Here is a 22,583-nt window from a genome sequence, read left to right on the forward strand (position 1 = left end):
GCTCCGGCTCCGGCTCCGGCTCCGGCTCCGGCTCCGGCGACGATCCTTACCCACCCACCCGGGGAAGCAAGTCTGCCACCCGATCCTCCCCCGCGGGTCCGACAAGATCACGCCCCACGAGCCCGTCTGTCACCCGTTCGAGTCCCAATTCCCGTCGCTCGGCCACCCGCCCGCGCCCAGCTCCGGGTACATGACGCTCGGGTCGGCGCTCAGCAGCCCCTTGAGCATCACCGTGTCCTCGTCGGCCAGCACCTCCAGCGCGCCCGCCTGCACGCCGTCGAGCCCGGCCCGCACCACGTCCGCGGGGTCGGACTTCTCGGCCGGCACGTCCTTGAGCATGTCCGTGTCGACCCCGCTCACGTGCAGCCCGGTCACCTGCGTCCCCTGCCCCATGAGTTCGAGCCGCGCCCCGTTCGTGAGGCTCCACGACGCCGCCTTGGCCGCCGAGTACGCGTGCCCCATCCCCGCCGCGCGCCACGACAGCACCGACAAGATGTTGAGCATCGCCCCGCCCCCGTTGGCGCCCAGCACGGGCGCGAACGCCCGCACCATGTTCAGCGTCCCGAAGTAGTTGGTCTCCATCTCCTGCCGGATGGCGTCCTCGTCGTCCCCCAACAGGTTCTCGAACGTGGCGATCCCCGCGTTGTTGATGAGCAGCGTCGCGTCGGAGGCGATCTCGGCGGCCGCCGCGACCGACGCCGGGTCGGTGATGTCGAGCTGCACGGCCTCGACCCCGGGCAGATCGACCGATTCGATCCGCCGGGATCCGGCATAGACCTTGGCCGCGCCGCGTTCAAGGAGTTGCGCCGCGAAATGGCGGCCCATGCCGCGGTTGGCGCCGGTGACGATTGCGATTGATCCTTGGATGTCCATGCGGTCGAAGCTAAGACCTCACGCCGGCGTCAGGGGCAAGCGACGGTGGCGGAAGCCACACCCACAGGAGAGGACGCGCATGCGCATCGGAGAACTGGCAACCGCGACCGGCGCGACCGTCCGCGCGCTCAGGTACTACGAGGAGCAGGGCCTCCTCCACGCCGAACGCACCCCGAGCGGCCAGCGCGTGTACGCCGAGGACGCGGTCGACCAGGTCGACTGGATCCGCATGATGCTCAAGACCGGCCTGCCGAGCAAGGCGATCGCGAAGCTCCGCCGCTGCCGCTCCATCGACGAGGTCACGCCCGAGCAGATGGCCGTGATCCACGCCGAGCACGCCCGGGTCGAGGCCGAGTACCAGGCCGCCGCGACCATCAGGGCGCGCTTCACCTCGATGCTCGACTACCTCAACACGAGCCCGAACGCGGGGACGAGCGCTGCTGCGAGCACCACTGCCGACACCGGCGTACCCACCACCGCGACGAGCACGACCACGACCACCGGCGCGAGCACCTGACCAGGTGCCGGCACCGCCACCGCCACCGCCACCGCCACCGGCACCGGCACCGGCACCGGCACCGGCACCGGCACCGAATAGATACCCGGTATCCCCCGGCCGCACCCCGCATGGAATACTCCCGCCATGCCCGACATCTCCGCCGCCGCCCGGCGCCCGTTCCCGCTGATCCTGTCGGTCGCGATCGTCGGCGGCCTCGCCCTCGGCGCCGTCGACCTCGTCGCCCAGCGCGAACTCCCCTACCCCTGGGCCAACCTCGCCAACTCCAGCGCGGTCTGGGCGGTCGGCGCCTTCGCCATCGGCGCATGGGTGCGCGCCGGGCGGTGGCAGCCGGCGTTCGCGGGCGCCGTGCTCCTGGTGGTCGCGGTCGAGAGCTACTACCTTGCCGCGACCCTCATCCAGAACGACGACCTCGCCAACCTCTGGGCCCCGACCTCCCTGATCTGGATGGCGTTCGGCGTCCTCGCAGGCGTGGTCTTCGGAACGTTCGGGGCCTGGTCGCGATCGGTCTCCCTCTGGCGCTCGGTGGTCGGCACCGCCGCCCTCGGGGCGGTGTTCTTCGCGGAGGCGGGGGTGCTGCTGCGCCGCCAGACGAGCATCGAACCGGAGTACCGCGCCGACGGCCTCGCCACGGCCGTCATCACCGCCGCGTTCGGACTCGCGCTGATCGTGGTCTTCGGCCGCACGTGGCGGACGCGGCTGCTCGCGCTCGCGGCGGCCGTTCCGCTTGCGGCGCTTGGGTTCGCGGGCCTCACTGCAGCCGGGTTCGGTTCCTGATCCAATCCCAAACGGAACATATAATTCCGTTCTGATAAGCTGTCCGAGTCCCGTCACCGACTCGACAAGGAGCCGACATGGCCACCGTGAACTTCCAGCCCCAGGGCTACACCACCGTCACCTCGTGGCTCGTCACCGACGACACCGCCGCACTGCTCGACTTCATCACCGAGGTCTTCGACGGCGCCGAGACCGGCCGGGTCGCGACCGAGGACGGCGCCATCGGCCACGCCGAGATCAAGGTCGGCGACACCATGCTCCTCGCCTTCGACAGCCGCCCCGACTGGCCCGCACTCCCTGCCCTGCTCCGCATCTGGGTCGCCGACCCGGACGAGACGGTCGCGAAGGCCGTCAAGGCCGGCGCCCGCGTGGTGACCGAGCTGTCGAACGCCGCCTGGGGCGACCGCGGCGCGCGCGTTCGCGACCCCTTCGGGAACATCTGGTGGGTCGCGTCGCACGTCGAGGACGTCCCCGAGGCCGAGGTCTGGACCCGCATGAGCGCCCCCGGCTACGCCGAGGCCATGGCGGACGCCCAGGAGACGTTCGACGCCGAGATGACCGGCAGGGCCGGACGCTCCAGCCGTCCGGTCAACCCCGAATAATCCGAAAAAGGGTCGACTTCCGTCATCGGCGCCACTAGGGTCGCCGAATGACTTTGAACTGGCAATGCATCGTCGTGGACGCCGCCGACCCGCGCACGCTCGCCCCCTGGTGGGCCGATCTGCTGGGTTGGCGGGTCACGTACGACACCAAGGAAGAAGTGGTCCTGGAGCCCGCCGAGGGAAGCCCGCAGGACGGCGTCTCTCCGGACATCCTGTTCATCAAGGTTCCCGAAGGCAAGAGCGTCAAGAACCGCCTCCACATCGACCTGCGCCCGGACGACCAGGCCGCAGAGGTCGCGCGCGCGGAGTCGCTGGGAGCCACCAGGGTCGATGTCGGTCAGGACGAGAAGGCCACATGGGTCGTCATGGCCGACCCCGCCGGCAACGAGTTCTGCATCCTGAGGGCCTACACCCCCGAAGAGCTCGCCAGCATGTGACTTCCCAACGGTGTCAAGGAAAACGCGCAGTTCGGCCGGGCTCGGCCCAGCGGCGACCGGCAGGATGTCGACGCCGATGCCAGGCAGCGCGATCATCCTCAGGCGGTCCGGCCCCGCCTCGCGCGGGATTCCGCTCGGGCGGCGATTCCCGGTGAGGCCGGGGCGCCGCCCGAGTCGGCCGCGTTGAACAGGGCGTCCACTGCGAGCTGCTGCATCTCCGCGTACGAGAGCTGACCGCCCGGGACCGGATTCCCCTCCCGCACTTCACAGGCCGTGCGGACCGCCGCGCTGATCGCGGTGCGGTAGAGCAGCGACCCGGTGCTCACGCGGGCGACGCCGAGGGCGGCGAGCGCGTCGAGTCCGAGACCGGTCGGTGTGCAGAGGACGTTGAGCGGGGCGTCGATGCGGGCGGCAAGAGTGCGGATGTTGTCGGGGTCGGTGGCGCCGGGGACGAAGACGCCGTCAGCGCCCGCGTCCAGGTATCGCTCGGCACGGGCCAATGCGTTGTCAAGGGGCGCTTCAGTATTGAGCCAGAAGGTGTCGGTGCGGGCGTTGACGAACAGTCCGGGGCATCGGGCCTTGATCGCGGTGATGATCGAGGCGTGGAGATCGGGATCGCGGAGGGTGCCGTCGGGGCGGCCGTCTTCGAGGTTGATGCCGACGATGCCCAGGTCGGCGAGGACGGCGGCCAGTGCGGCGACCTCGGTGGGATCGTCGCTGTAGCCGCCTTCGAGGTCGACGGAGATCATGGCCGGGAGCGGCGCGATCGTGCGGGCGAGGTCGACGGTGAGACTGCGGGTCGCGGCGGCGCCGTCGGGGAGGCCGTGGGCGGCGGCGACGCCGAGGCTGGTGGTCCCGATGGCGGTGAAGCCTTGGGCGGTGAGGGCGGCTGCGGAGGCGTGGTCCCAGGCGTTCGGGAGCAGGAGCGGGCGGGGGCCGTGGTGGGCGGCGAGGAATTCTGCGTAGCGGGTCACGGGGCCACCTCGAGTCGGGTCGGGATGCGCAGGTTCGGGAGCGGTTCGTATTCGATCGGGGCGGTGAGGAGGCGGGTGTGGCGGAGGGCTTCGCAGACGCCGATCGCGATGGCGATCGCCTGGTCGCGGCCCGGACAGGCGTGAGGACCGGCCCCGAACGGAAGCGAATGCGGCCCATCGGAGAGCGAGATCAGGACCAGGTCGCCGGGAGCGAGCGAGACGCCTTCGGCGGCTGAACCTGTGTGCTTCGAGCCGACCGGAGGTCGGCCACTCGTGGACAGCGCAGCGCCTCCAACTGGCGAATGCCCAGGGTCGGCGGGCACCTCGATCGCGCGCGCTGCCAACCGAACGGTGGCTCTCACGGGCGGGTTCGAACGGAGCTCAGCGGCCACAGTGATCGGTGCGCTCCGGGCAGTGTCCCCGACACCGGTTCCGCCCGGCCGACTCCTGTCTTCCTGACTTGCGCCTTGCGGACTTCCGGCCTCCTCGCCATCGCCACCTTGCCCAACCTGTTCACCCCCCTCGGCCCGCTCACCCTGCCCGCTCCGATCACTCGAGACCGCAGCCGAGTCGCCGAGCATGGCGGCCAAGGCGTTCCCGATGAGGGCCGCTGTCGCCTCGCACGCCTGCACCAGGAGGCCGATCTTCGCCGCGGTCGCCTCGTCGTGCTCTCCTCCACAGGCGGCGACCAGACTTTCGACCGCCGCATCGCGCTCCTCGGTCGCCTCTCCGCTCAGATAGCCCGCGGCCACCGCCCGCACTGCCGCCACCTCCACACCGTCCGCAATCCCAGTGCCCACGGCGCTCGCATTCTCCGGACCGCGCTCGCCACCCGCCGCACACCCGATGCCCACCGCTTCTCCTAGAACCCGCACCGGGACCTCCCGCGCGATGGCCGCCATGACGTCGACTTCCCCAGGAGCCCCCGCGACCACCTCCCGAGCCAGCTCGGCCGCACGCACCCGCAGCCGCCCGGGCTCCATGCGGCCCAACAGCTCCCCCACCTGGCCGCGATACCGCGCATGCCGTTCACCGCTCGCGAACCGGGCCACGTTCGCCCGCAGCCAGGCGAGCCCGCCGTCCGCACCCGCTTCGGCCAGCGGCGGGACGAGGTCCGGGTGGGCGAGGAGTTCCGCGGCGCGGTCGGCGCCGAACGTCGAGGTCGTGGTCATCGCTCGAACCTAGGTCCGGAAGCGTTCGGCGCCCGCCGAAACGTCGCCGAGGCAGAATCGGGGCATGACCGATCGCGCACACGGCACCAGGCTCGCCGAGGCGGCCGCGCTGCTGGCCGATCCGACCCGGGCGACCTTCTGCGTCGCCCTCCTCGACGGCCGGGCGTGGACCGCGGGCGAACTCGCCCGCCGCGCCGGGGTCGCGGCCTCGACCGCGACCGAGCACCTGCACCGGCTCGTCGCCTCCGGCCTGTGCGTCGAGCGCAAGCAGGGGCGGCACCGGTACGTCCAGCTCGCCGACCCCGAGACGGCCGCCCTGATCGAAGCCCTCGCCGGGCACTTCCCGATGGTCGAGGCGCCGACCGGACTCCGGGCCTCGGCCGCCTCAACGGCGCTCGCACGCGGCCGGACCTGCTACGACCACCTCGCGGGCCGTCTCGGCGTGGCGGTCACCGACGCGATGACCACCCTCGGCCACCTCGACCGGTCAGCAGGGTTCGCCTTGAGCGACAAGGGACGCGACTGGATGGAGACCGCGCTCGGCATCGACACGGGCGCGTGGTCGCGCAACCGCCGGGCGGCGGCGAAGGAGTGCCTGGACTGGACCGAGCGCCGCACCCACCTCGCCGGCCTCGCCGGGGCCGCGATCTGCGCGCGGTTCCTCGAAGCGGGCTGGATCCGCCGCGTCGGCACCACCCGCGCGGTCCGCCTCACCGACCCCGGCGCCGAACTGGTCGCCGACCTCCTCGACCTGGACCCCGAGCCGCTGCGGTAGCCCTCCATCGCGGACGCCGTCGAGTGCCGCAGCGCCCCGGGCCCGTGAGCAGGCGCGGCGGCGGCACGTCCACGAGCAGGCGCCCGCCCGGCCGCAGGCGCTCGTGCATGCGCCGGAGCGCCCGGACAGTCGCCTCGCGGTAGAGGGGGCACGATCGGGCCGGTCGGCACCAGGGTCGCCTCGTGCGCACCGTGCAGGGCCGCAATCGGTTCAGCTGCTAGCGTCAGTGCCCCGAGGCCGCCCGTCGAGCTGGGTGGCCGTTCGAGAAAGGCCCGGTTGTGGACCTCGAGATCCAGGATTACGCTCGCGCCGGCATCGCGCGCAGCGACTTCGGCAGCCGCATCGCGGGCTTCACGGTGCGCTTCGACCCGGTCAGCGACATCCGCTTCCTCAACTACGCGGTGCCCGACGACGGCGCCGAGCCCGACGGCGAGGCGATCGCCGAACTGGTCGCGGCGTTCCGCGAGCGGAAGCTCCTCCCCCGCTTCGAGTTCCTGCCGACCCGCGCGCCCGCGCTGGAGGCGGCGCTCGCGGCGGCCGGGTTCGCGGTCGAGAGCCGGGCACCGCTGATGGCATGCCGCGCAGGGGAAGCGGTGGAGGTGAAGCCGGTCGAGGGCGTCGCGATCACGGTACCGGAGACGATCGAGGAGTACATCGCGGCCGTGCGGGTCCAGTTCCGGGCGTTCGAGGAGGCCGACGAGCCCGGCGAGGCGGAGGCGCGGGCGATGCTCGTGTCGGCCGTCGAGCGCGGCGGGGCGGTCGCCATGGCGACCGACGCCGAGGGGCGGGTGGTCGGCGCCGGGCAGTACGGGGCGCCGATCGGCGGCGTCTCCGAGCTGGCCGGGGTCGCGGTGGACCCTGACGTGCAGGGCCGCGGGATCGGCGCCGCGATCACGGCCCACTTGACCCGTGCCGCGCACGATGCGGGCGTGGGCGTGGTGTGGCTGGACCCGTCCGGGGACACGGCGCAGCGCCTGTACGAGCGGGCCGGGTACCGGGTCGTCGGCGAGAAGCTGCACATGGTCGTCGAATAGACGACGGAAGGGCCGCGGCGTCGCCGCGGCCCTTCGGTGTTCAGTCGGTTCAGGCGGTCCACTTCGGGTCGCGGCCGAGGTAGCGCAGGAGTTCGGCCACCGCGTCGTCGCCTTCGGCGCCGTCGACCGCGGGAGCGTAAGCGCCCCAGGCGCGCAGGGGCTCGACGATCTGCTTGGCGGCGATCAGGATCTCGCCCGCGGCCCACTGGGAGAGCGGCTGCGGCTGGCCGGTCGCGACGGCGATGTCCCAGGCGTGGACGGCCGCGTCGAGGGCGCAGGCGCCAACACCGGTCACCGCGTCGAGGACGTTGGGCGGCACGGGGACGGGCACCTCGGCGGCGTCCTTCGCGATGGTGGCCCAGGCGTCGGCCGCGGCGGTGGTCGCGATGCTCGTGAACTCGACCGGGTCCTCGATCGGCTCGCCGGAGGGGGCGAAGGGGTTCCACGAGGGGCCCTCGCCGCCGGTGATGGCGGCGGCGAAGCCGAGCTGGTCGCCGGCGGCGTGCTGGAGGACCTGCGCGACCGTCCACTCCGAGCAGGGGGTGGGGCGGTTCCAGTCCTCGGCCTTGACGCCCTTGACGACGTCGAGCAGCGCGGTGTGGGCCTCGGTCAGCAGGTTCCATTCGGTGGTCATGGCGTGTCCCTTTTCGTTCGGTGCCGGTCCGGATCCCCGGACCGCCTCATGATCCAAGTATAACAGAGGGGAACGTTCCGTTCCACTATTGGGCCGAAGTTTTTCCGGAGGCGCCGGGCGGCAGGACCCTCGCACGAGGCGCAGGCGCCGCGCAGGGAATGTCGTACCCGCGCGGATACTTGCGGACATGCGTGCTGGCCGCCTCGTGTCGATGATGCTCCTGCTCCAACAGCGCGGGCGGATGACCGCAGACGCGCTCGCGGCGGAGCTCGGCGTGTCCGTGCGGACCGTCTACCGGGACGCGGAAGCGCTTGCGGGCGCGGGCATCCCGATCTACGGGGAGAGCGGGCGCGAGGGCGGGTACCGGCTCGTGGAGGGCTACCGGACGCGGCTGACCGGGGTCACCGAGGGCGAGGCGGAGGCGTTCGCCCTGGCCGGGGTGCCGCAGGCCGCGACGGACCTGGGGCTCCAGACCGAGCTGGCGGCGCTGGAGTTGAAGCTCTCGGCGGCGCTCTCGCCGCAGCAGCGGGACCGGGCCGAGCGGGCGCGGCAGCTCTTCCACCTCGACGTGGTGGCGTGGTTCCAGCGCGCGGAGCCGGTGCCGCTGCTGGCGCTGGTGGCGAACGCGGCGTGGGAGCGGCGGACGATCCGGGTGCGGTACTGGCGCTGGAAGGAACCGCGCGAGGTCGAGCGGGAGCTGCGGCCGCTGGGGCTGGTCCTCAAGGGCGGGCGCTGGTACCTGGCGGCGTCGCAGGGGACGGGGGCCGTGCTGCCGTACAAGGTCGCGAACCTGATGGCGGCGGCGAAGACCGAGGAGGAGTTCGACCGACCCGGGGACTTCGACCTGGCGGCCTGGTGGGCCGAGAACCTGGACGCGTTCGACGCGCGCCGGTACCGGGGCGAGGCGGTGATCCGCTGCTCCCCCGACGCGGTCGACCGGGCCGCCGACAACCTCGACGCGGACACGGCCGCCGCGATCGTCAAGGCCGCCCGGGACGAGGAGGGGTGGGCGGTGGCGACGATCCCGATCGAGACCGAGTGGGTGGCCTCGGGCGAGCTGATGAAGCTCTCGGGGGTGGAGGTGCTGGAACCGGCGTCGCTGCGGGCGATGATGCGCGAACGGGCGCAGGCGGTGCTCGACCTGAACGGCTGACCGCGGTCGGCGGAGGCCGTTGCGGCCCCGTGGCCGCCCTGGTCCCGCTGGGGCGCGGGGCGGCGGCCCGGTGCGCCGGCCGCGCGTCCTTGCCATGAGGACCGCTGACGGGCTATTCAACCGGGGTCCCGCTCACCTTGCCGCGCAGGGCGAACGCCGTGGCGGCCGTGGCGATGACGCCGAAGGCGCCGAGGAGGTAGAAGCCGTACCTGATGTGGGTGGCGTCGGCGACCGCGGCGACCAGGACCGTCATCGCCGCGCTCAGGCCGAGGCCCGCGGCGTTGACCGCGCCGAAGAGGCGGCCGGCGCGGTGCTCGGGGACCGAGCGGAGCAGGATCGACCGCATGCCGACGCGCGACAGCCCGACCAGGAACGCGGCGGGCGGCACCGCGATGAGCAGCACCGTCAGGTGCAGCGGCAGTATGAACGACATGAGCGCGCATCCGATCCCGCCCGCGACGGCCGTGCGGAACTCGCCGAAGCGGGCGCTCACCCGCGGGTAGAGCGCCGCCGCGACGCAGAAGCCGAGGCCCGCCAGCGCGTCGACGATCCCGTAGACCCCGGCGCCGCGGTCGAACGCGACGTAGACGAGGACGATCAGGGTGGTGTTGGAGACCATGATGGTGGTCTGGTCGAGGGCGTAGAGCAGGCCGAGGCGGACGAGCGGGGCGCCGGTCGTGCCGGAGGTCCCGGCGGCGTGGTCGGCGACCGCGGCGCGGGCGGGGGCTTTGCGCATGGCCCACAGGGCGACCGCGGAGGCGAGGAAGGTGACGCCGTTGAACATGAACAGCGGCGTGGTGCCGACATAGTGGATGAGGATGCCGCCCACGGCCGCCGAGAGGAGCAGGCCGAGCTGCATCGCCATCTCGTAGTGGGCGCTGAAGCGGGCGGTGCGGGCCGGGTGGACGCGCTCCTTGATGAGGGCGTTGCTCGCGGGCATGAACATCGCGGACAGGAGCGAGAGGGCGAACGCGGTGCCGTAGGCGACCGGGCCGGGGTCGCCGCCGGTCAGGATCCAGACCGGGAGGAACGCGGCGGCGCCGGCGCTGACCAGGTCGGCGATGAGGCAGAGGGTGCGGCGGTCGAAGCGGTCGGCGATGGTGCCAAACCACAGCGACAGCAGCGCGGGCGGCACCGAGACGAGGATGTAGAGCCAGCCGACCGCGAGCGCGCTCTGCCCGGTGGTGAAGACCAGGACGGCGGCGGCGACGAGCTGGATGCCGTTGCCGAGGCTGGTGATGAACGTGGCGGGCAGGAGCAGGCGCTCGGCCCGGTTCCGGGGAGGCAGTGCTGCGGGGGCGGGGCGGCGGGCGGCCGGGGCGATGGTCGTCGTCATGGGGACGATGATGCGGCCGACCCACTGACAAAGTGTGTCAGTGAATCAGAGTGGGGCGCGTCACAATATTCGAGTGGGATTGCGGCGCTCGGCGGCCGAGGGCGGGGTCGGACCGGGTGCGGGTCGAGCGGCGCGGCCGGATCAGGTGCGGGGTTCGAGTGGTTCGACCGGGTGGGCCTTGCCGGGAGTGCGCTCGTCGGTGAAGTCGATGCCCATGGCGTAGCGGGCGACGGACTTCGCGAGATGCCGTGCGGCCTTCGGGGTGAGCTTCACGCTGCGGGTGTGGAGCATCGAGCCGAGGCGGACCGGGGAGCCGTCCTTGCGGTGGCCGAGGCTCGCGAGTTCCTTGGGGGTCGGCTCCCGGCGGGAGACCTGGTACCAGTCGTCGGTCCGCTCGACCCCGACCCGCGTCTCCCGGCCCGGGAGGAACCCGAGCCAGCGCTTCCTTCTGCGCCACAGGACCAACCGGCGCACTTCGCTCCAAGGGAGGTCGACCGCGGGCGTCTCGCCGCGCAGGTACAGGCCGCCGATCTCGGGAAAGAGCCGGACGCCGCCGGGGCCGACCGTCGCCGCGACGGGCTTGGCCGCCCGGTTCCACGCCTTCATCGCGGCCCAGACGATGAACGGGAGGGCGAAGACGAGCACCCCGACCCACGCGGGCGCGGTCATGTCACGGCCGGTCCGGTGGTCGCGGTACTCGGAGGGCTCGCTCCCGGCGCTCGCGAGGAGCCACGGGAGCACGGCGAGGAGCGCGACCGGGAGCACGATGATGACGAGGTCGTGCGCTCGCAGCGTGTCGGACACTGCGGACTCCTCACGGGAGTCCTTGGGCGGCATCATATGGCGGGTCCCAGGGGTAGAGGGGCGGACCAGGGCGCACCAGGGCGGACCGGCGCGGCGAGCGGCGAGCGGCGAGCGGCGAGCGGCGAGCGATGCTGCCGGCCCTGGCGGACCTCACGCACCCGTACGTCCCTTCGCACCGACGCGGACCGGGACGCGCTGCCGCGCCCCGATCCGCCTAGCGGTGCTCTCGCCCGCTCACTCGGCCTTACGCCCCCGTGTACTCGGCGAGGTGCTTGCCGGTCAGGGACCGCTTCTGCTTCACCAGCTCGGCCGGGGTGCCCTCGAAGACGATCTTGCCGCCGTCGTGGCCGGCGCCCGGGCCGAGGTCGATGATCCAGTCGGCGTGGGCCATGACCGCCTGGTGGTGCTCGATGACGATCACCGACTTGCCGGAGTCCACGAGCCGGTCGAGGAGCCCGAGCAGGTTCTCCACGTCGGCCAGGTGGAGGCCGGTGGTCGGCTCGTCGAGGACGTACACGCCGCCCTTCTCCCCCAGGTGCGTCGCGAGCTTCAGGCGCTGGCGCTCGCCGCCCGAGAGGGTGGTGAGCGGCTGGCCGATCTTGATGTAGCCCAGACCGACGTCGTGCAGGCGCTGCACGATCTTGTGCGCGGCCGGGACCTTCGACTCTCCCTCGGCGAAGTACTCCTCCGCCTGCGCCACCGACATGCCCAGGACCTCGCTGATGTCCTTGCCGCCGAGCTTGTACTCCAGGACCGCGGCCTGGAACCGCTTCCCCTCGCACTCCTCGCAGGTGGTCGACACCGAGGCCATGATGCCCAGGTCCATGTAGACGACGCCCGCGCCGTTGCAGGTCGGGCACGCGCCCTCGGAGTTGGCGCTGAACAGGGCCGGCTTCACGCCGTTGGCCTTCGCGAACGCCTTGCGGATCGGGTCGAGGAGCCCGGTGTAGGTCGCGGGGTTGGACCGGCGCGAGCCCTTGATGGCGCCCTGGTCGATCGCGACCACGCCCTCCCGGCCGGCGACCGAGCCGTGGATGAGCGAGGACTTGCCGGACCCGGCGACGCCGGTGACCACGCACAGCACCCCGAGCGGGACGTCGACGTCGACCTTCTGGAGGTTGTTCTCGTCGGCCCCGCGCACTTCGAGCCTCCCGGTGGGCTCGCGCACCGCGTCCTTGAGGGTCGCGCGGTCGTCGAGGTGGCGGCCGGTGAGGGTGCCGGACTCGCGCAGGCCCGCCACGGTGCCCTCGAACTGGACGGTGCCGCCCTCGGTGCCGGCGCCGGGGCCGAGGTCCACCACGTGGTCGGCGATGGCGATGGCCTCGGGCTTGTGCTCCACGACGAGGACCGTGTTCCCCTTGTCGCGCAACTGGATCAGCAGGTTGTTCATGCGTTCGATGTCGTGCGGGTGGAGGCCCACGGTGGGCTCGTCGAAGACGTACGTGACGTCGGTGAGCGAGGACCCGAGGTGGCGGATCATCTTGGTGCGCTGGGCCTCGCCGCCCGAGAGCGTGCCGGAGGGCCGGTCGAGCGAGAGATACCCGAGGCCGATCTCCACGAACGACCCGAGGAGGTCGCGCAGCGACTTGAGCAGCGGCTCGACCGAGGCGTCCTCGATGCCCGCGACCCAGGCCGCGAGGTCGGAGATCTGCATCCTGCACGCGTCCGCGATCGAGACGCCCTTGATCTTGGAGGACCGGGCCTCGGGGCCGAGGCGGGTGCCCCCGCACTCGGGGCAGGTCTGGAAGGTGACGGCCTTCTCCACGAACGCGCGGATGTGCGGCTGCATCGCCTCGACGTCCTTGGACAGGATCGACTTCTGGATCTTGGGGATCAGGCCCTCGAAGGTGACGTTGATGCCGTCGGCCTTGATCTTGGTGGGCTCCTTGTAGAGCAGGTCGTGCAGCTCGCGCTTGTTGTACTTCTTGATCGGCTTGTCGGCGTCGAAGAAGCCCGAGGCGCGGTAGATCCGCCCGTACCAGCCGTCCATCGAGTAGCCGGGGATGAGGATCGCGCTCTCGTTGAGGGACTTCTCCTCGTCGTAGAGGGCGGTGAGGTCGAAGTCGTTGACCGAGCCGACGCCCTCGCAGCGGGCGCACATGCCGCCGAGCCGGTTGAAGCTCGCCTTCTCGGCGATGGTCTTGCCGCCGCGCTCGACGGTGATCGCACCGGAGGCCGACACCGACGGGACGTTGAACGAGAACGCCCCGGGCCCGCCGATGTGCGGGTCGCCGAGGCGGCTGAAGAGGATGCGCAGCAGCGCGTTCGCGTCGGTGACCGTGCCGACGGTGGAGCGGATGTTCGCGCCCATGCGCTCCTGGTCGACGATGATCGCCGTGGTCAGGCCGTCGAGGACGTCGACCTCGGGGCGGGCGAGGGTCGGCATGAAGCCCTGCACGAAGGCCGAGTAGGTCTCGTTGATGAGCCGCTGCGACTCGGCCGCGATCGTGGCGAAGACGAGCGAGCTCTTGCCCGAGCCGGACACGCCGGTGAAGACGGTCAGGCGGCGCTTGGGCAGTTCGACGCTGATGTCCTTGAGGTTGTTCTCGCGTGCGCCCTGCACGCGGATGAGGTCGTGCGCGTCGGCCGGGTTGGGTGTGTTCTTGCTGGTGGCCATGGTGTTTTGGTCTCCATCTGTCTCCGGGGCCGGGGCGGCCCGCCGCCGAGACTACCGGCGGCGGGCGACAGCCCCGAAGGGTTACGAGTCGGTCGCGCCTACTTACGAGGCTGGTTGAACCGGATCATGTTGCCCGACGGGTCGCGGAACGCGCAGTCGCGGACGCCGTACGGCTGGTCCATCGGCTCCTGGAGGACGTCGGCCCCCGCCGCGTTGATCTTCTCGAAGGTCGCGTCGACGTCGTCGGTCTCGAAGATGACGCCGCGCAGCAGGCCCTTGGCGAGCAGCTCGTTCATGGTCCGGCGGTCGGCGTCCGAGGCGTTCGGGTCGGCGAGCGGCGGCTCCAAGACGATGTTCACGTCAGGCTGGTCCGGGGAGCCGACGGTCACCCACCGCATCCCCTCGAAGCCGACGTCGTTGCGGACCTCCATGCCCAGGACGTCCCGGTAGAAGGCGATCGCCTTGTCGTGGTCGTCGACGGCGATGAAGCACTGTGAAAGATTGATGCTCATGGGACCAACCTACGAGGCGCCGGACGGCTTCGCTTCTCGATTCCTGACCGGTCTCGTGTACGCCTTCGCGATGCACGCCGGGATCGAGGCCCCGTCGTCGTGATTGCGGGCCCGGTAGCTGCTCGGGGACTCCCCGACCAGCTCGGTGAAGCGGGTCGAGAACGTCCCCAGCGAGGTGCAGCCCACCGCGAAGCACACCTCGGTCACCGACAGGTCACCCCGCCTGAGCAGGGCCTTCGCCCGCTCGATGCGGCGGGTCATGAGGTACGAGTACGGGGTCTCGCCGTACGCGGCCCGGAAGCTCCGCGAGAAGTGCCCCGACGACATGAGCGCGGCCTTCGCCAGCGCCGGCACGTCCAGGGGCCGGGCGTAGTCGCGGTCCATCATGTCGCGGGCCCGGCGCAGCCGGACGAGGTCCTCCAGTTCCACCCCGCAACGATCGCACAGGACCCGCCCTGGGTGCTAGTTCCCCTCCAGGTACGCCAGCACCGCGAGGACGCGGCGGTTGTCGTCCTCGGACTGGCCCAGGCCGAGCTTGCGGAAGACGTTCGCGGAGTGCTTGCCCACGGCCTTCTCGGTGATGTACAGCGACGCGGCGATGGCCGCGTTCGTGCGGCCCTCGGCCATGAGCGCCAGGACCTCCAGCTCGCGCGGGGTGAGCGGTTCGAGGCGGTTCTGCTGCTTGCCGAGGAGGCGGGCGACGACCTCGGGGTCCATGGCGGTGCCGCCGGCGGCGACGCGGCGCAGGGCCTCGATGAACTCGCCGACGTTCGAGACGCGGTCCTTGAGCAGGTAGCCGACCCCGCCGCGGCGGTCGCCGAGGAGTTCGCGGGCGTAGAGCTGCTCGACGTACTGAGAGAGGACGAGGATCGGCAGGGCCGGGATGTGGCGGCGGGCCTCGATGGCGGCGCGCAGGCCCTCGTCCTTGAAGGTCGGGGGGAGGCGGATGTCGACCACGGCCACGTCGGGGCGGTGCTTGAGGAGCGCGGCGGTGAGCGCGGGCCCGTTGTCGACGGCTTCGACGACCTTGAAGTCGTGCGCTTCGAGCAACCGGACGAGGCCGTCGCGCAGGAGCGAGTGGTCTTCGGCGAGGACGACGTCCATCGGTGCTCCTTGCTGTCGTTGTCCGGGCTCAGCGGCCGGACGGGCGCTCATTGTCGTCTCCGGCCGGGCCCGCGTGGAAGGCGGGGATGGCCATGGTGACCGTGGTGGGGCCGCCTTCGGGGCTGTCCACGTCGAGGGTGCCGTCGAACGCGGCGAGGCGCCTGGCGACCCCGTCGAGGCCGCCGCCGGGGGCGACGGTGGCGCCGCCGCGGCCGTCGTCGCGGACCTCGATGCGGAGGAGGCCGCGCTCGTGGGTGACGATGACCTGCACCTGGGCGGCCTCGGCGTGCTTGGTGATGTTGGCCAGGACCTCGTTGGTGGCGAAGTACGCGGCCGCTTCGAGGGGCGCGGGGAGCTTGTCGCCGAGCCGGTCGACGACCGAGACCGGCAGCGGGTGGTCGAGGGCCATGGCCTGGAGCGCGCCGGTGAAGCCGCGGTCGGCGAGGACGGGGGGGTGGATGCCGCGCACGAGCTGGCGGATCTCGTCGAGCACGTCCGAGCAGGTCTGGCGGGCCTCGGCGACGAGCCCGGCGGCCTGGTCGGGCCGGTTCTGGTGCAGCAGCTCCTCGGCCATGCCGAGGGTGAGGCTGAGGGCGGCGATGCGGCCCTGCGCGCCGTCGTGGAGGTCGCGTTCGATGCGGCGCAGTTCGGCGGCGGCGTAGTCGACCGTGAGGTCCCGCGACTGCCGCAGCTCCGAGACGCGGGCGGTGAGCACCGCCTTCGCGGTCGGTCCGAGCAGGAGCACGCCGAGGTGGGAGTACCAGCGCAGGAACAGCTCGCCCCAGCGCCACCAGGCGACGCCCGCGGCGAGCGCGAGCGGCACCAGGAAGAGGGTCTTCGCGGGCGTGTCGAAGTCGTAGAACCCGAAGTCGTTGACCGAGGGGTTCGGGGCGGTGTGGAAGAGCGTGACCAGCAGCAACGGCTGCACGAGGTAGTAGACGGCGACGCCGAACACGCCGAGGTAGAGGAGGTTGACGACGAACCCGAGGGTGGCGTCGATCGCCAGCCAGGCGACGTCGCGCCAGGTGGCGGCCTCGCGGATGAGCAGGAGCGCCTGCTGGTCGAGGCGGGCGCGCTTGGGGCGCTCGCGGTACGGGACGGGGATGTGGACGCCGAGCTGCTCGCCGATGACGCGGCGCTGCGCGTTGGCCCACACGCGGATCGCGAGGAAGACCGCGACGGCGACGGGGATGCCGATCCAGAACACCACCAGGACGCCGGTGGCGATCGCCGCGGCCAGCAGTGCGGCGGCGACGAGTGTGAGGCTGAATCGCAGGACCGACCAGCCCGGGAGGGCCAGTCGCCGCGTGATCGGATTGGCCGGCATCGACATGGTGCGGCAAGCCTACCCGTGCATGGGCCGCGACCTGCGGCGCTACCGCCGCTAGGCTGGGGCGGGCGACGTAGTAAGGGAGTGGTCGATGGGATCGTGGGCGCTCGTCACGGGTGCGTCGTCGGGGATCGGCGCGGCCTTCGCCCGGCGGCTCGCCGCGCGGGGCATGGACGTGGCGCTCGTGGCCCGCTCGGGCGACCGGCTCGAAGCGCTCGCCGCGGAGCTGCGGGAGCGCCACGGGGTCGAGGCGCTGGTGATCGTGCAGGACCTGGCGGTGCCGGACGCGGCCGAGCGGGTCGGCGAGGCCGTCGACGCGGCCGGGGTCGTGGTCGAGCTCCTGGTGAACAACGCCGGGATCGGCACGTTCGGGCGCGACGTCTCGATCGGTGCCGAGTACGCGCGGGACACGGCGATGGTGAACGTGGTGGCCGTGACCGGCCTGGTCAAGCGGTTCCTGCCCGCGATGTGCGCGCGCGGGAGCGGCGCGGTGGTGAACGTCGCGTCGATGGCGGGCTTCCAGGCGCAGCCGTACATGGCGCTGTACGCGGCCACGAAGGCGTTCGTCGTCAACTACAGCCTCGGCCTGTGGGTCGAGACGCGCGGGACCGGCGTGAAGGTCCTCGCGGTGTGCCCGGGCCCGGTGGACACGGGCTTCCCGATCGCGAACGGCATCAAGTACGACCGGGGCCGCCTCGGGTGGCTCCTGGCCGACCCGGAGAAGATCGTGCGCCAGTCGCTGCGGGCGCTGGACCGCGACCGGGGGTACGTGGTCCCGGACCTGAAGAACCGTCCCCAGGCGCACCTGCTGCCGCGGGGCCCGCGCAAGCTCATGGCGCGCCTGGTGGGCCTGGTGCTCAAGCGCTTCGCGGATTATCAACTCCGGTAGGGCCCCGTCCGGGGGCGGGGCCCTCGCGGCTATTCGGCGCGGATGTCGTCGAAGTACACCGTGCCGGTGGCCTGCGCCCCGCCGTACCCGAGGTACAGGTAGAACGCGGAGACCTCGGCCAGGTGCTCGGCGTCGAGGAGCTCGTCGGCGTGCCCGGTGTCCCACGGCGCGGGCCGGAAGTCCGCGAACGGCGCGGTGACCTCCCGGGCCGCGGTGTCGCCGAGCCCGACGTTGTACTCGAAGTACGCGCCCTTGGCGACGATCTGGAAGGTGGCGCCGTTGGTGGAGCCGTCGCCCTGCATCCAGGTCTTGAAGTCGCTGAAGGCGGTCCAGTCGGCGCCCACGGACTTCCCGATGCCGGTGTACCCGGCACTGGTGAAGTCGTAGGAGTAGGCGAGCCCGTAGTTCCCGCCGCTCCTGTGCTCGGTCGAGTGGGCGGTGGTGTTGCCGTTGACGTGGCTGTACGCCTCGCTCAGCGACGGGTCGTCCCCGGCGTAGGACTCGAAGTCGTCGACCCACCCGGCCGGGAGGGGCACGACCTCGCCGAGGAGCACGTCGGCGCTGTCGGTGTGGGTCGTGCCGTTGACCTTGGCGCTGACGGTGACGGTGACCTTGCGGTTGTCGAGCCAGGACGGGTCGATGCTCCAGGTCCCGGAGTGGTACCCGGCGCTGTCGAGGCGGAGCGTGACGGGGGCGCCGCCCGCGATCGCGTAGGTGACCTTGCGGGAGGTCCCGGCGGTGAGCCGGACGCGGATCGTGGTCTGGGCGGCGGTGATGCGCTGCCGGTCGGTGGGGGTGGCGAGGTGGAGGAACGGCGCGTTCGGGACCGCGGAGGTGCGGGCGTCGTACACGCCGTCCAGGTCGGAGGCGAACAGGGAGAACGGGTCCTGGTGGTAGGCGACGAAGTCCGGTTCCAGGGCGTGCCCGGGGGGCGGGACGTAGGCGCGGTTGGTGCCGCCGAAGTTCGCCCAGGTGAGCATGTGGGAGACGCGGCTCGCCGCGGGGTCGGCCTTGAGGGCGCCGAGGAGGTCGGTGAACCAGGTGAGGTCGCGTCCCTCCTCTCCGGACTCGCCGAACTCGGTGAACGCGGGGATCTTGCCGCGCTCCTCGGCGAGGCCGACGACCATCGCGAGGTCGGTGACGGTGGCGGCGAGCCATTCCGCGGAGCCGGCCGAGTTGTCGTAGGCGTCGTAGCCGAGCATGTCGACGAACTCGTCGCCCGGGTAGGTCTTCATGTAGTTGGTCGGGTCGCCGCCGAACGCGGAGTTCGGGGAGTACGAGTACAGGAGGTTGCGCACGCACTTGGTGTCGCGCAGGTACTCGACGGTGTAGCGGAAGACCTCGATGAACTCCGCGGAGGTGGTGTGCCCGGCGCCCCACCAGAACCAGCCGCCGGTGTTCTCGTGGAAGGGCCGGAAGATCACCGGGATGAGGGTGCCGTCGGCGCGCTTGGCGCCCTTGACGCCCGCGGCGATGCGGTCGAGGAACTCGTTGAAGTCGGCGTGCTTGGCGCCGCCGGGGAGGATCTGGCTGACCACGCGGCCGTTGACGTCCCAGAAGTCGCCGCCGGTCACGAAGTTGTACATGTGGGCGGACAGGATGTTGATCCCGCCGCGGGCGTCGCTCTCCTTGAACGCGTACGAGAGCGCCGCGATGTTCTCCGCGACGGTGCCGCCGTGGACGCCGGGCTTCTGGAAGCCGTTGAGGATGAGGGTGTCCCAGCCGAACACGGCCGGGTAGTCGCCGGTGGTGGCCTCCACGTCGGAGGCGTGGCCGTCCATCTGGGTGAAGGTGAAGCCGTCGGAGAGGGAGTGCTCGTGGCCGAACATGATCCCTCGGCCCTGCGTCTCGCGCAGGTAGTGGAACAGGGCGCGGGTCTCGCGGGTGGCCTTGTCGTCGACGAGGTCGACCGAGGGGGGACGGCCCGCGGCGGATGCCGGGACCGCCGGGAGGCCGGCCGCGGCCGCCGCGGCGGCGCCCATGGCGATGACCGTGCGCCGCGGCGCACGGGGGGAGGAGTGAGGCAACTTGCGTCTCCTTTGACACGCTGAGCCCTCGCAGGAGGGACTGGACATGGTTCAACGGACAAAACAGGCACTGAATCGGTTAAGCGAACTTCATCATAGACATTGGCATATCTCGATGTCAATGAGCGGTGTGCTGTCGATGGCGCGATGCGCTGGCGCTGAATCGGTTCGGGATGGCGACTGCGGTCGGACGGGCCGTCGTGGCGTGGCACGGCGCTCGGAGCGCGGGGGAAGCGCGGTCGGGCGCGGGAGTCGAGGTTCACGGTTTGCGGGCGGATCCACTGTTCACGGTCGCGCCGGGAGGTGGGACCGGGACCGTCCACGCGGGATCGTGAATGGACGTCCCTCGATGCGGGTAGCACTCCTGTGACGGCGAAACCGCCCGTCGACGACCCGTCCTCAGGACGGGCAGAGGAGGAAGACATGAGCGATGCAGAACGGCGCGACGCCGCTCGGCCCGTTCCCGAGTCCGAAACCGTAACGCCCCCTGCGAAGGCCGACCGGGACCGGTGGGACGCGGACCGCGGAGCGGCGGACTACGAACCCGACGTGTACGTGCCGGCGGACCGCGATCACGCGGTCGGGCGCGCACCGGCCGCGAACCCCCGACCGGACGACCGCGACCCCGGCACCGACCGCGCACCCGCGGTCGATCAGGAGCGGGTCCAGCAGCAGTACGGCGCCGATCCAGGCGTGTACCGCTCCGACGCCGAGCGCGAAACCGCTGCGCCCCAGCCGGTCAGCCCCGAACCGCACCGGTACGACCCCGAACCCGGACTCGACCCCGCAGCCGGGCGCGAGCAGGTGAGTTACGAGCCCCTGCGCGAACCTGTCGAGCGCGAGGTGATCGACCCCGACCCGCGCGGCGGCGATGACGACCGCGCCACTTTCGACCGCGCCCCCTTCGACTATGCCGCCAACGGCGGCACCACCCACGACCGCGCCCCCGTCGACCGAACCCCTGACGACCAGGGCACCACGGAGGAACGCGAACCCGTTGCGCCCGAACCGGTCACCTCCACGTCCGAGGCAGGACGCGAGCCGGTCGACCACGCGCCGACCGACCGCGAGGTGATCGACCCCGAACTCCGCGAGCAGGACACCGTCCGCAACCGGGAGCAGGTCGATGACCGGCCTGAACCCGCGCCCGCGATCGACCCCGAACCGGTCGACTACCGGCCCGAGCCCGTGGTCGTCCCCGAACCCGTCGGCCGCGAGCCGGAACCCGCCACCCGCGAGCCCGGTGCCGACGACACGGCGACCGTTGCGCGCGAGCGCGGGGCGGACGTGGCGCACACCGCCGCCGACGAGGTCAAGCACGTCGCCCGCACCGCGCGGGAGGAGGGCCTGCACCTGGCCGAGGAGGCCAGGGCCGAGGCCCGCCACATCGCCGACGACGCGAGGGCGCAGCTGCGCGAGCAGGCCGAGGCGCAGACCGAGCGGGTGACCGAGTCGATGCGCCGCTTCGGCGACCAGCTCGGCGCGCTCGCCGACGGCCGCACCGAGGAGGCCGGCCCGCTCGCGGCTTATGCCGGGGCCGCCGCCGACGAACTGCGCCGCGCCGCCGAACGCGTGCGCGACGGCGGACTCGACGGAGTCCTCGACGACACCAGGCGCTTCGCGCGCCAGCGTCCCGCGCTGTTCCTGGCGGGCGCGGTCGTCGCCGGCTTCGCCGCCGGACGGCTGCTGCGCGGCGGCAAGGCCGCGCACGACGAGCACCGCGACAGCGCGGACGACCCCGGCACCCCGGTCGACGGCCCCGCCGCGGACTCGACCCCGTACGGGGCGCCTGTCGATGAACCGATCGCCGACCCGGCCCCGTACCGGGCGCCGGTCGACGGACCCGCCGCCCGCACCGAGGAGGAGACGTGGCGATGACCGATGAGCAGCGCTTGGAGACCGACCCGGAGGGGCACCGCCCCGAGGGGCACGACCCCGAACGGCCCGAGGACCAGTCGCTCGGCGGGCTGCTGAGCGAGGTCGCCCGCGACGTCAGCGAGCTGATCCGCAAGGAGGTCGAGCTCGCGAAGCTGGAAGTGCGCGAAGAGGCGGTCAAGGCGTCGAAGGCGGGCGCGAAGCTGGGCGCCGCCGCGCTGATGGGCAACCTGGCGTTCCTGCTGGCCGCGTTCGCGCTGGCGTGGGGCCTCGCCGAGGTCATGCCGGCCGGGTGGGCGTTCCTCGTGGTCGCGGTGATCGCCGCGGCCGTGGCCGGCGGACTGTTCGCCGTGGGCCGCAAGCAGTTCCGAGAGGTCTCGCCGGTTCCGCGGCAGACCGGTGAGACGTTGAAGGAGGATGTCGAATGGGCTCGCGAGCGGATGAGCTGAGGCAGGAGATCGCCAGCACGAGGGAGGACCTCGGGGAGACGATCGACGAGATCAACGACCGGGTGAACCCTAAGCGGATCGTCCAGCGCAAGAAGGAGAACGTGCAGCGCCGCGTGCACACCGTGCGCGAGAAGGTGATGGGGACCGTCGGGCCGGAACGCGTCGGGGACCGGATCGAGGGCAGCCCGCTGGCCGCCGGGCTCATCGCGTTCGGCATCGGCGCGCTCGCGGCCTCGCTCCTGCCCGCGGACCGCACCTCGCGTGAGGCCGCCGAAGCGCTCTCCGAGCACGCCGGGCCCGCGGTGGACCGCGTGAAGGAGGCCGGCGCCGCGATCGGATCGCACGTCGGCGCCACCGCGAAGGAGTCCTCGCAGCACCTGGGCGAGCGCGCGAAGGAGTCGGTCGAGCACGTCAAGGCCGAGGCGCAGTCCTCGGGCGAGACCGTGAAGGACGAGTCCCAGCGCGCGGCGCACGACGTCAAGCGCACGCACGAAGGCTAAGGGCCGCAGAGACACTGCGGTCCGGCGCGTTCCCGACCGCGCCCGGCCGCAGGACACGGCACCGGCTCCCGGTCCAAACCCATTGCCATGCAACGGGTCCGACCGGGAGCCGGTGTCGTTGTGCGTGTAAGTCAGCGCGAGCGGTCGCGTCGGGGCCGAGGCCGTGCGGGTCTCCACCGAACGGCGTCGCAC

The 22,583-nt window shown here is 72.0% G+C and carries 23 protein-coding genes; 11 read left to right on the plus strand and 12 right to left on the minus strand.

Annotated features, from left to right (window positions below):
• Positions 1–129 precede the first annotated feature (129 nt).
• On the minus strand, positions 130–873 hold the full coding sequence (locus tag BLS99_RS02490) for an SDR family oxidoreductase (RefSeq protein ID WP_091042957.1): 744 nt from the start codon (positions 871–873) through the stop codon (positions 130–132).
• Positions 874–952: 79 nt separating this feature from the next.
• Between BLS99_RS02490 and BLS99_RS02495 the strand changes: the two genes are divergently transcribed.
• The 4 genes from BLS99_RS02495 (at position 953) to BLS99_RS02515 (ending at position 3,206) form a co-directional block, all read left to right on the plus strand.
• Positions 953–1,390 (plus strand): MerR family transcriptional regulator, encoded by a 438-nt coding sequence (locus BLS99_RS02495; protein ID WP_091042960.1) that lies wholly within the window; start codon positions 953–955, stop codon positions 1,388–1,390.
• 126 nt (positions 1,391–1,516) lie between these two features.
• Positions 1,517–2,167 (plus strand): DUF6518 family protein, encoded by a 651-nt coding sequence (locus tag BLS99_RS02505; RefSeq protein ID WP_091042963.1) that lies wholly within the window; start codon positions 1,517–1,519, stop codon positions 2,165–2,167.
• A 77-nt stretch (positions 2,168–2,244) separates the two neighbouring features.
• On the plus strand, positions 2,245–2,769 hold the full coding sequence (locus BLS99_RS02510; protein ID WP_091042966.1) for a VOC family protein: 525 nt from the start codon (positions 2,245–2,247) through the stop codon (positions 2,767–2,769).
• 47 nt (positions 2,770–2,816) lie between these two features.
• Positions 2,817–3,206 carry a VOC family protein gene (locus BLS99_RS02515; RefSeq protein ID WP_091042970.1) on the plus strand — a complete coding sequence of 130 codons (390 nt, stop codon included), beginning with the start codon at positions 2,817–2,819 and terminating at the stop codon, positions 3,204–3,206.
• Positions 3,207–3,304: 98 nt separating this feature from the next.
• Here BLS99_RS02515 and BLS99_RS02520 read toward each other — a convergent pair whose 3' ends face one another.
• Positions 3,305–4,180, minus strand: a complete 876-nt coding sequence (locus tag BLS99_RS02520) for an isocitrate lyase/PEP mutase family protein (RefSeq protein ID WP_176953174.1) — start codon at positions 4,178–4,180, stop codon at positions 3,305–3,307.
• The gene (locus BLS99_RS25990) at positions 4,177–5,352 is read right to left on the minus strand and encodes a cytochrome P450 family protein (protein WP_176953175.1); all 1,176 of its coding nucleotides are present in this window, start codon (positions 5,350–5,352) and stop codon (positions 4,177–4,179) included. Before BLS99_RS25990 ends, BLS99_RS02520 begins: the two co-directional genes overlap by 4 nt.
• 64 nt (positions 5,353–5,416) lie before the next feature.
• Here BLS99_RS25990 and BLS99_RS02525 point away from each other — a divergent pair, with 64 nt between their 5' ends.
• Together BLS99_RS02525 and BLS99_RS02530 are read left to right on the plus strand one after the other, a co-directional pair.
• The gene (locus BLS99_RS02525; RefSeq protein WP_091042974.1) at positions 5,417–6,127 is read left to right on the plus strand and encodes an ArsR/SmtB family transcription factor; all 711 of its coding nucleotides are present in this window, start codon (positions 5,417–5,419) and stop codon (positions 6,125–6,127) included.
• 278 nt (positions 6,128–6,405) lie between these two features.
• Positions 6,406–7,161, plus strand: a complete 756-nt coding sequence (locus tag BLS99_RS02530; RefSeq protein ID WP_091042978.1) for a GNAT family N-acetyltransferase — start codon at positions 6,406–6,408, stop codon at positions 7,159–7,161.
• Between the two features lie 49 nt (positions 7,162–7,210).
• Here the strand turns inward: BLS99_RS02530 and BLS99_RS02535 are convergent, their stop codons facing one another.
• Complete coding sequence (locus tag BLS99_RS02535) at positions 7,211–7,795, minus strand: TIGR03086 family metal-binding protein (protein WP_091042983.1); 585 nt, start codon at positions 7,793–7,795, stop codon at positions 7,211–7,213.
• A gap of 187 nt (positions 7,796–7,982) precedes the next feature.
• Between BLS99_RS02535 and BLS99_RS02540 the strand changes: the two genes are divergently transcribed.
• Positions 7,983–8,948 carry a helix-turn-helix transcriptional regulator gene (locus BLS99_RS02540; protein ID WP_091042988.1) on the plus strand — a complete coding sequence of 322 codons (966 nt, stop codon included), beginning with the start codon at positions 7,983–7,985 and terminating at the stop codon, positions 8,946–8,948.
• Positions 8,949–9,060: 112 nt separating this feature from the next.
• Here the strand turns inward: BLS99_RS02540 and BLS99_RS02545 are convergent, their stop codons facing one another.
• The 7 genes from BLS99_RS02545 to BLS99_RS26495 form a co-directional block, all read right to left on the minus strand.
• Positions 9,061–10,284 (minus strand): MFS transporter, encoded by a 1,224-nt coding sequence (locus BLS99_RS02545; RefSeq protein ID WP_091042992.1) that lies wholly within the window; start codon positions 10,282–10,284, stop codon positions 9,061–9,063.
• 141 nt (positions 10,285–10,425) lie between these two features.
• Positions 10,426–11,088 carry a hypothetical protein gene (locus BLS99_RS02550; protein WP_091042996.1) on the minus strand — a complete coding sequence of 221 codons (663 nt, stop codon included), beginning with the start codon at positions 11,086–11,088 and terminating at the stop codon, positions 10,426–10,428.
• Between the two features lie 244 nt (positions 11,089–11,332).
• The gene (locus BLS99_RS02555; protein WP_091042999.1) at positions 11,333–13,705 is read right to left on the minus strand and encodes an ATP-binding cassette domain-containing protein; all 2,373 of its coding nucleotides are present in this window, start codon (positions 13,703–13,705) and stop codon (positions 11,333–11,335) included.
• 98 nt (positions 13,706–13,803) lie between these two features.
• Entirely contained in the window at positions 13,804–14,217 is a 414-nt protein-coding gene (locus BLS99_RS02560) for a VOC family protein (protein ID WP_091043003.1), read from the minus strand.
• A 9-nt stretch (positions 14,218–14,226) separates the two neighbouring features.
• On the minus strand, positions 14,227–14,646 hold the full coding sequence (locus tag BLS99_RS02565) for a helix-turn-helix transcriptional regulator (RefSeq protein WP_091043006.1): 420 nt from the start codon (positions 14,644–14,646) through the stop codon (positions 14,227–14,229).
• A gap of 33 nt (positions 14,647–14,679) precedes the next feature.
• Positions 14,680–15,321, minus strand: coding sequence for a response regulator (locus BLS99_RS02570; RefSeq protein WP_091043009.1), 642 nt, complete (start codon positions 15,319–15,321; stop codon positions 14,680–14,682).
• A 28-nt stretch (positions 15,322–15,349) separates the two neighbouring features.
• Positions 15,350–16,648, minus strand: a complete 1,299-nt coding sequence (locus BLS99_RS26495) for a sensor histidine kinase (protein WP_218126177.1) — start codon at positions 16,646–16,648, stop codon at positions 15,350–15,352.
• Between the two features lie 94 nt (positions 16,649–16,742).
• On the opposite strand from BLS99_RS26495, the gene BLS99_RS02580 reads away from it, so the two are divergent.
• The gene (locus tag BLS99_RS02580; protein ID WP_091043012.1) at positions 16,743–17,540 is read left to right on the plus strand and encodes an SDR family NAD(P)-dependent oxidoreductase; all 798 of its coding nucleotides are present in this window, start codon (positions 16,743–16,745) and stop codon (positions 17,538–17,540) included.
• 29 nt (positions 17,541–17,569) lie between these two features.
• On the opposite strand, the gene BLS99_RS02585 is transcribed toward BLS99_RS02580, so the two are convergent.
• Positions 17,570–19,567, minus strand: a complete 1,998-nt coding sequence (locus BLS99_RS02585) for a glycosyl hydrolase (protein ID WP_218126178.1) — start codon at positions 19,565–19,567, stop codon at positions 17,570–17,572.
• Between the two features lie 423 nt (positions 19,568–19,990).
• Between BLS99_RS02585 and BLS99_RS26000 the strand changes: the two genes are divergently transcribed.
• From BLS99_RS26000 to BLS99_RS02610, 3 genes are read left to right on the plus strand one after another with little or no spacing between them, the layout of a single operon-like run.
• Positions 19,991–21,445, plus strand: a complete 1,455-nt coding sequence (locus BLS99_RS26000; protein WP_176953176.1) for a F0F1 ATP synthase subunit B family protein — start codon at positions 19,991–19,993, stop codon at positions 21,443–21,445.
• Positions 21,442–21,891, plus strand: coding sequence for a phage holin family protein (locus BLS99_RS02605; RefSeq protein ID WP_091044767.1), 450 nt, complete (start codon positions 21,442–21,444; stop codon positions 21,889–21,891). Before BLS99_RS26000 ends, BLS99_RS02605 begins: the two co-directional genes overlap by 4 nt.
• Positions 21,867–22,391 (plus strand): DUF3618 domain-containing protein, encoded by a 525-nt coding sequence (locus BLS99_RS02610; RefSeq protein WP_091043029.1) that lies wholly within the window; start codon positions 21,867–21,869, stop codon positions 22,389–22,391. The genes BLS99_RS02605 and BLS99_RS02610 overlap by 25 nt, the downstream gene beginning before the upstream one ends.
• Positions 22,392–22,583 lie beyond the last annotated feature (192 nt).

The organism is Glycomyces sambucus (assembly GCF_900102815.1).
Lineage (GTDB): Bacteria > Actinomycetota > Actinomycetes > Mycobacteriales > Micromonosporaceae > Glycomyces > Glycomyces sambucus.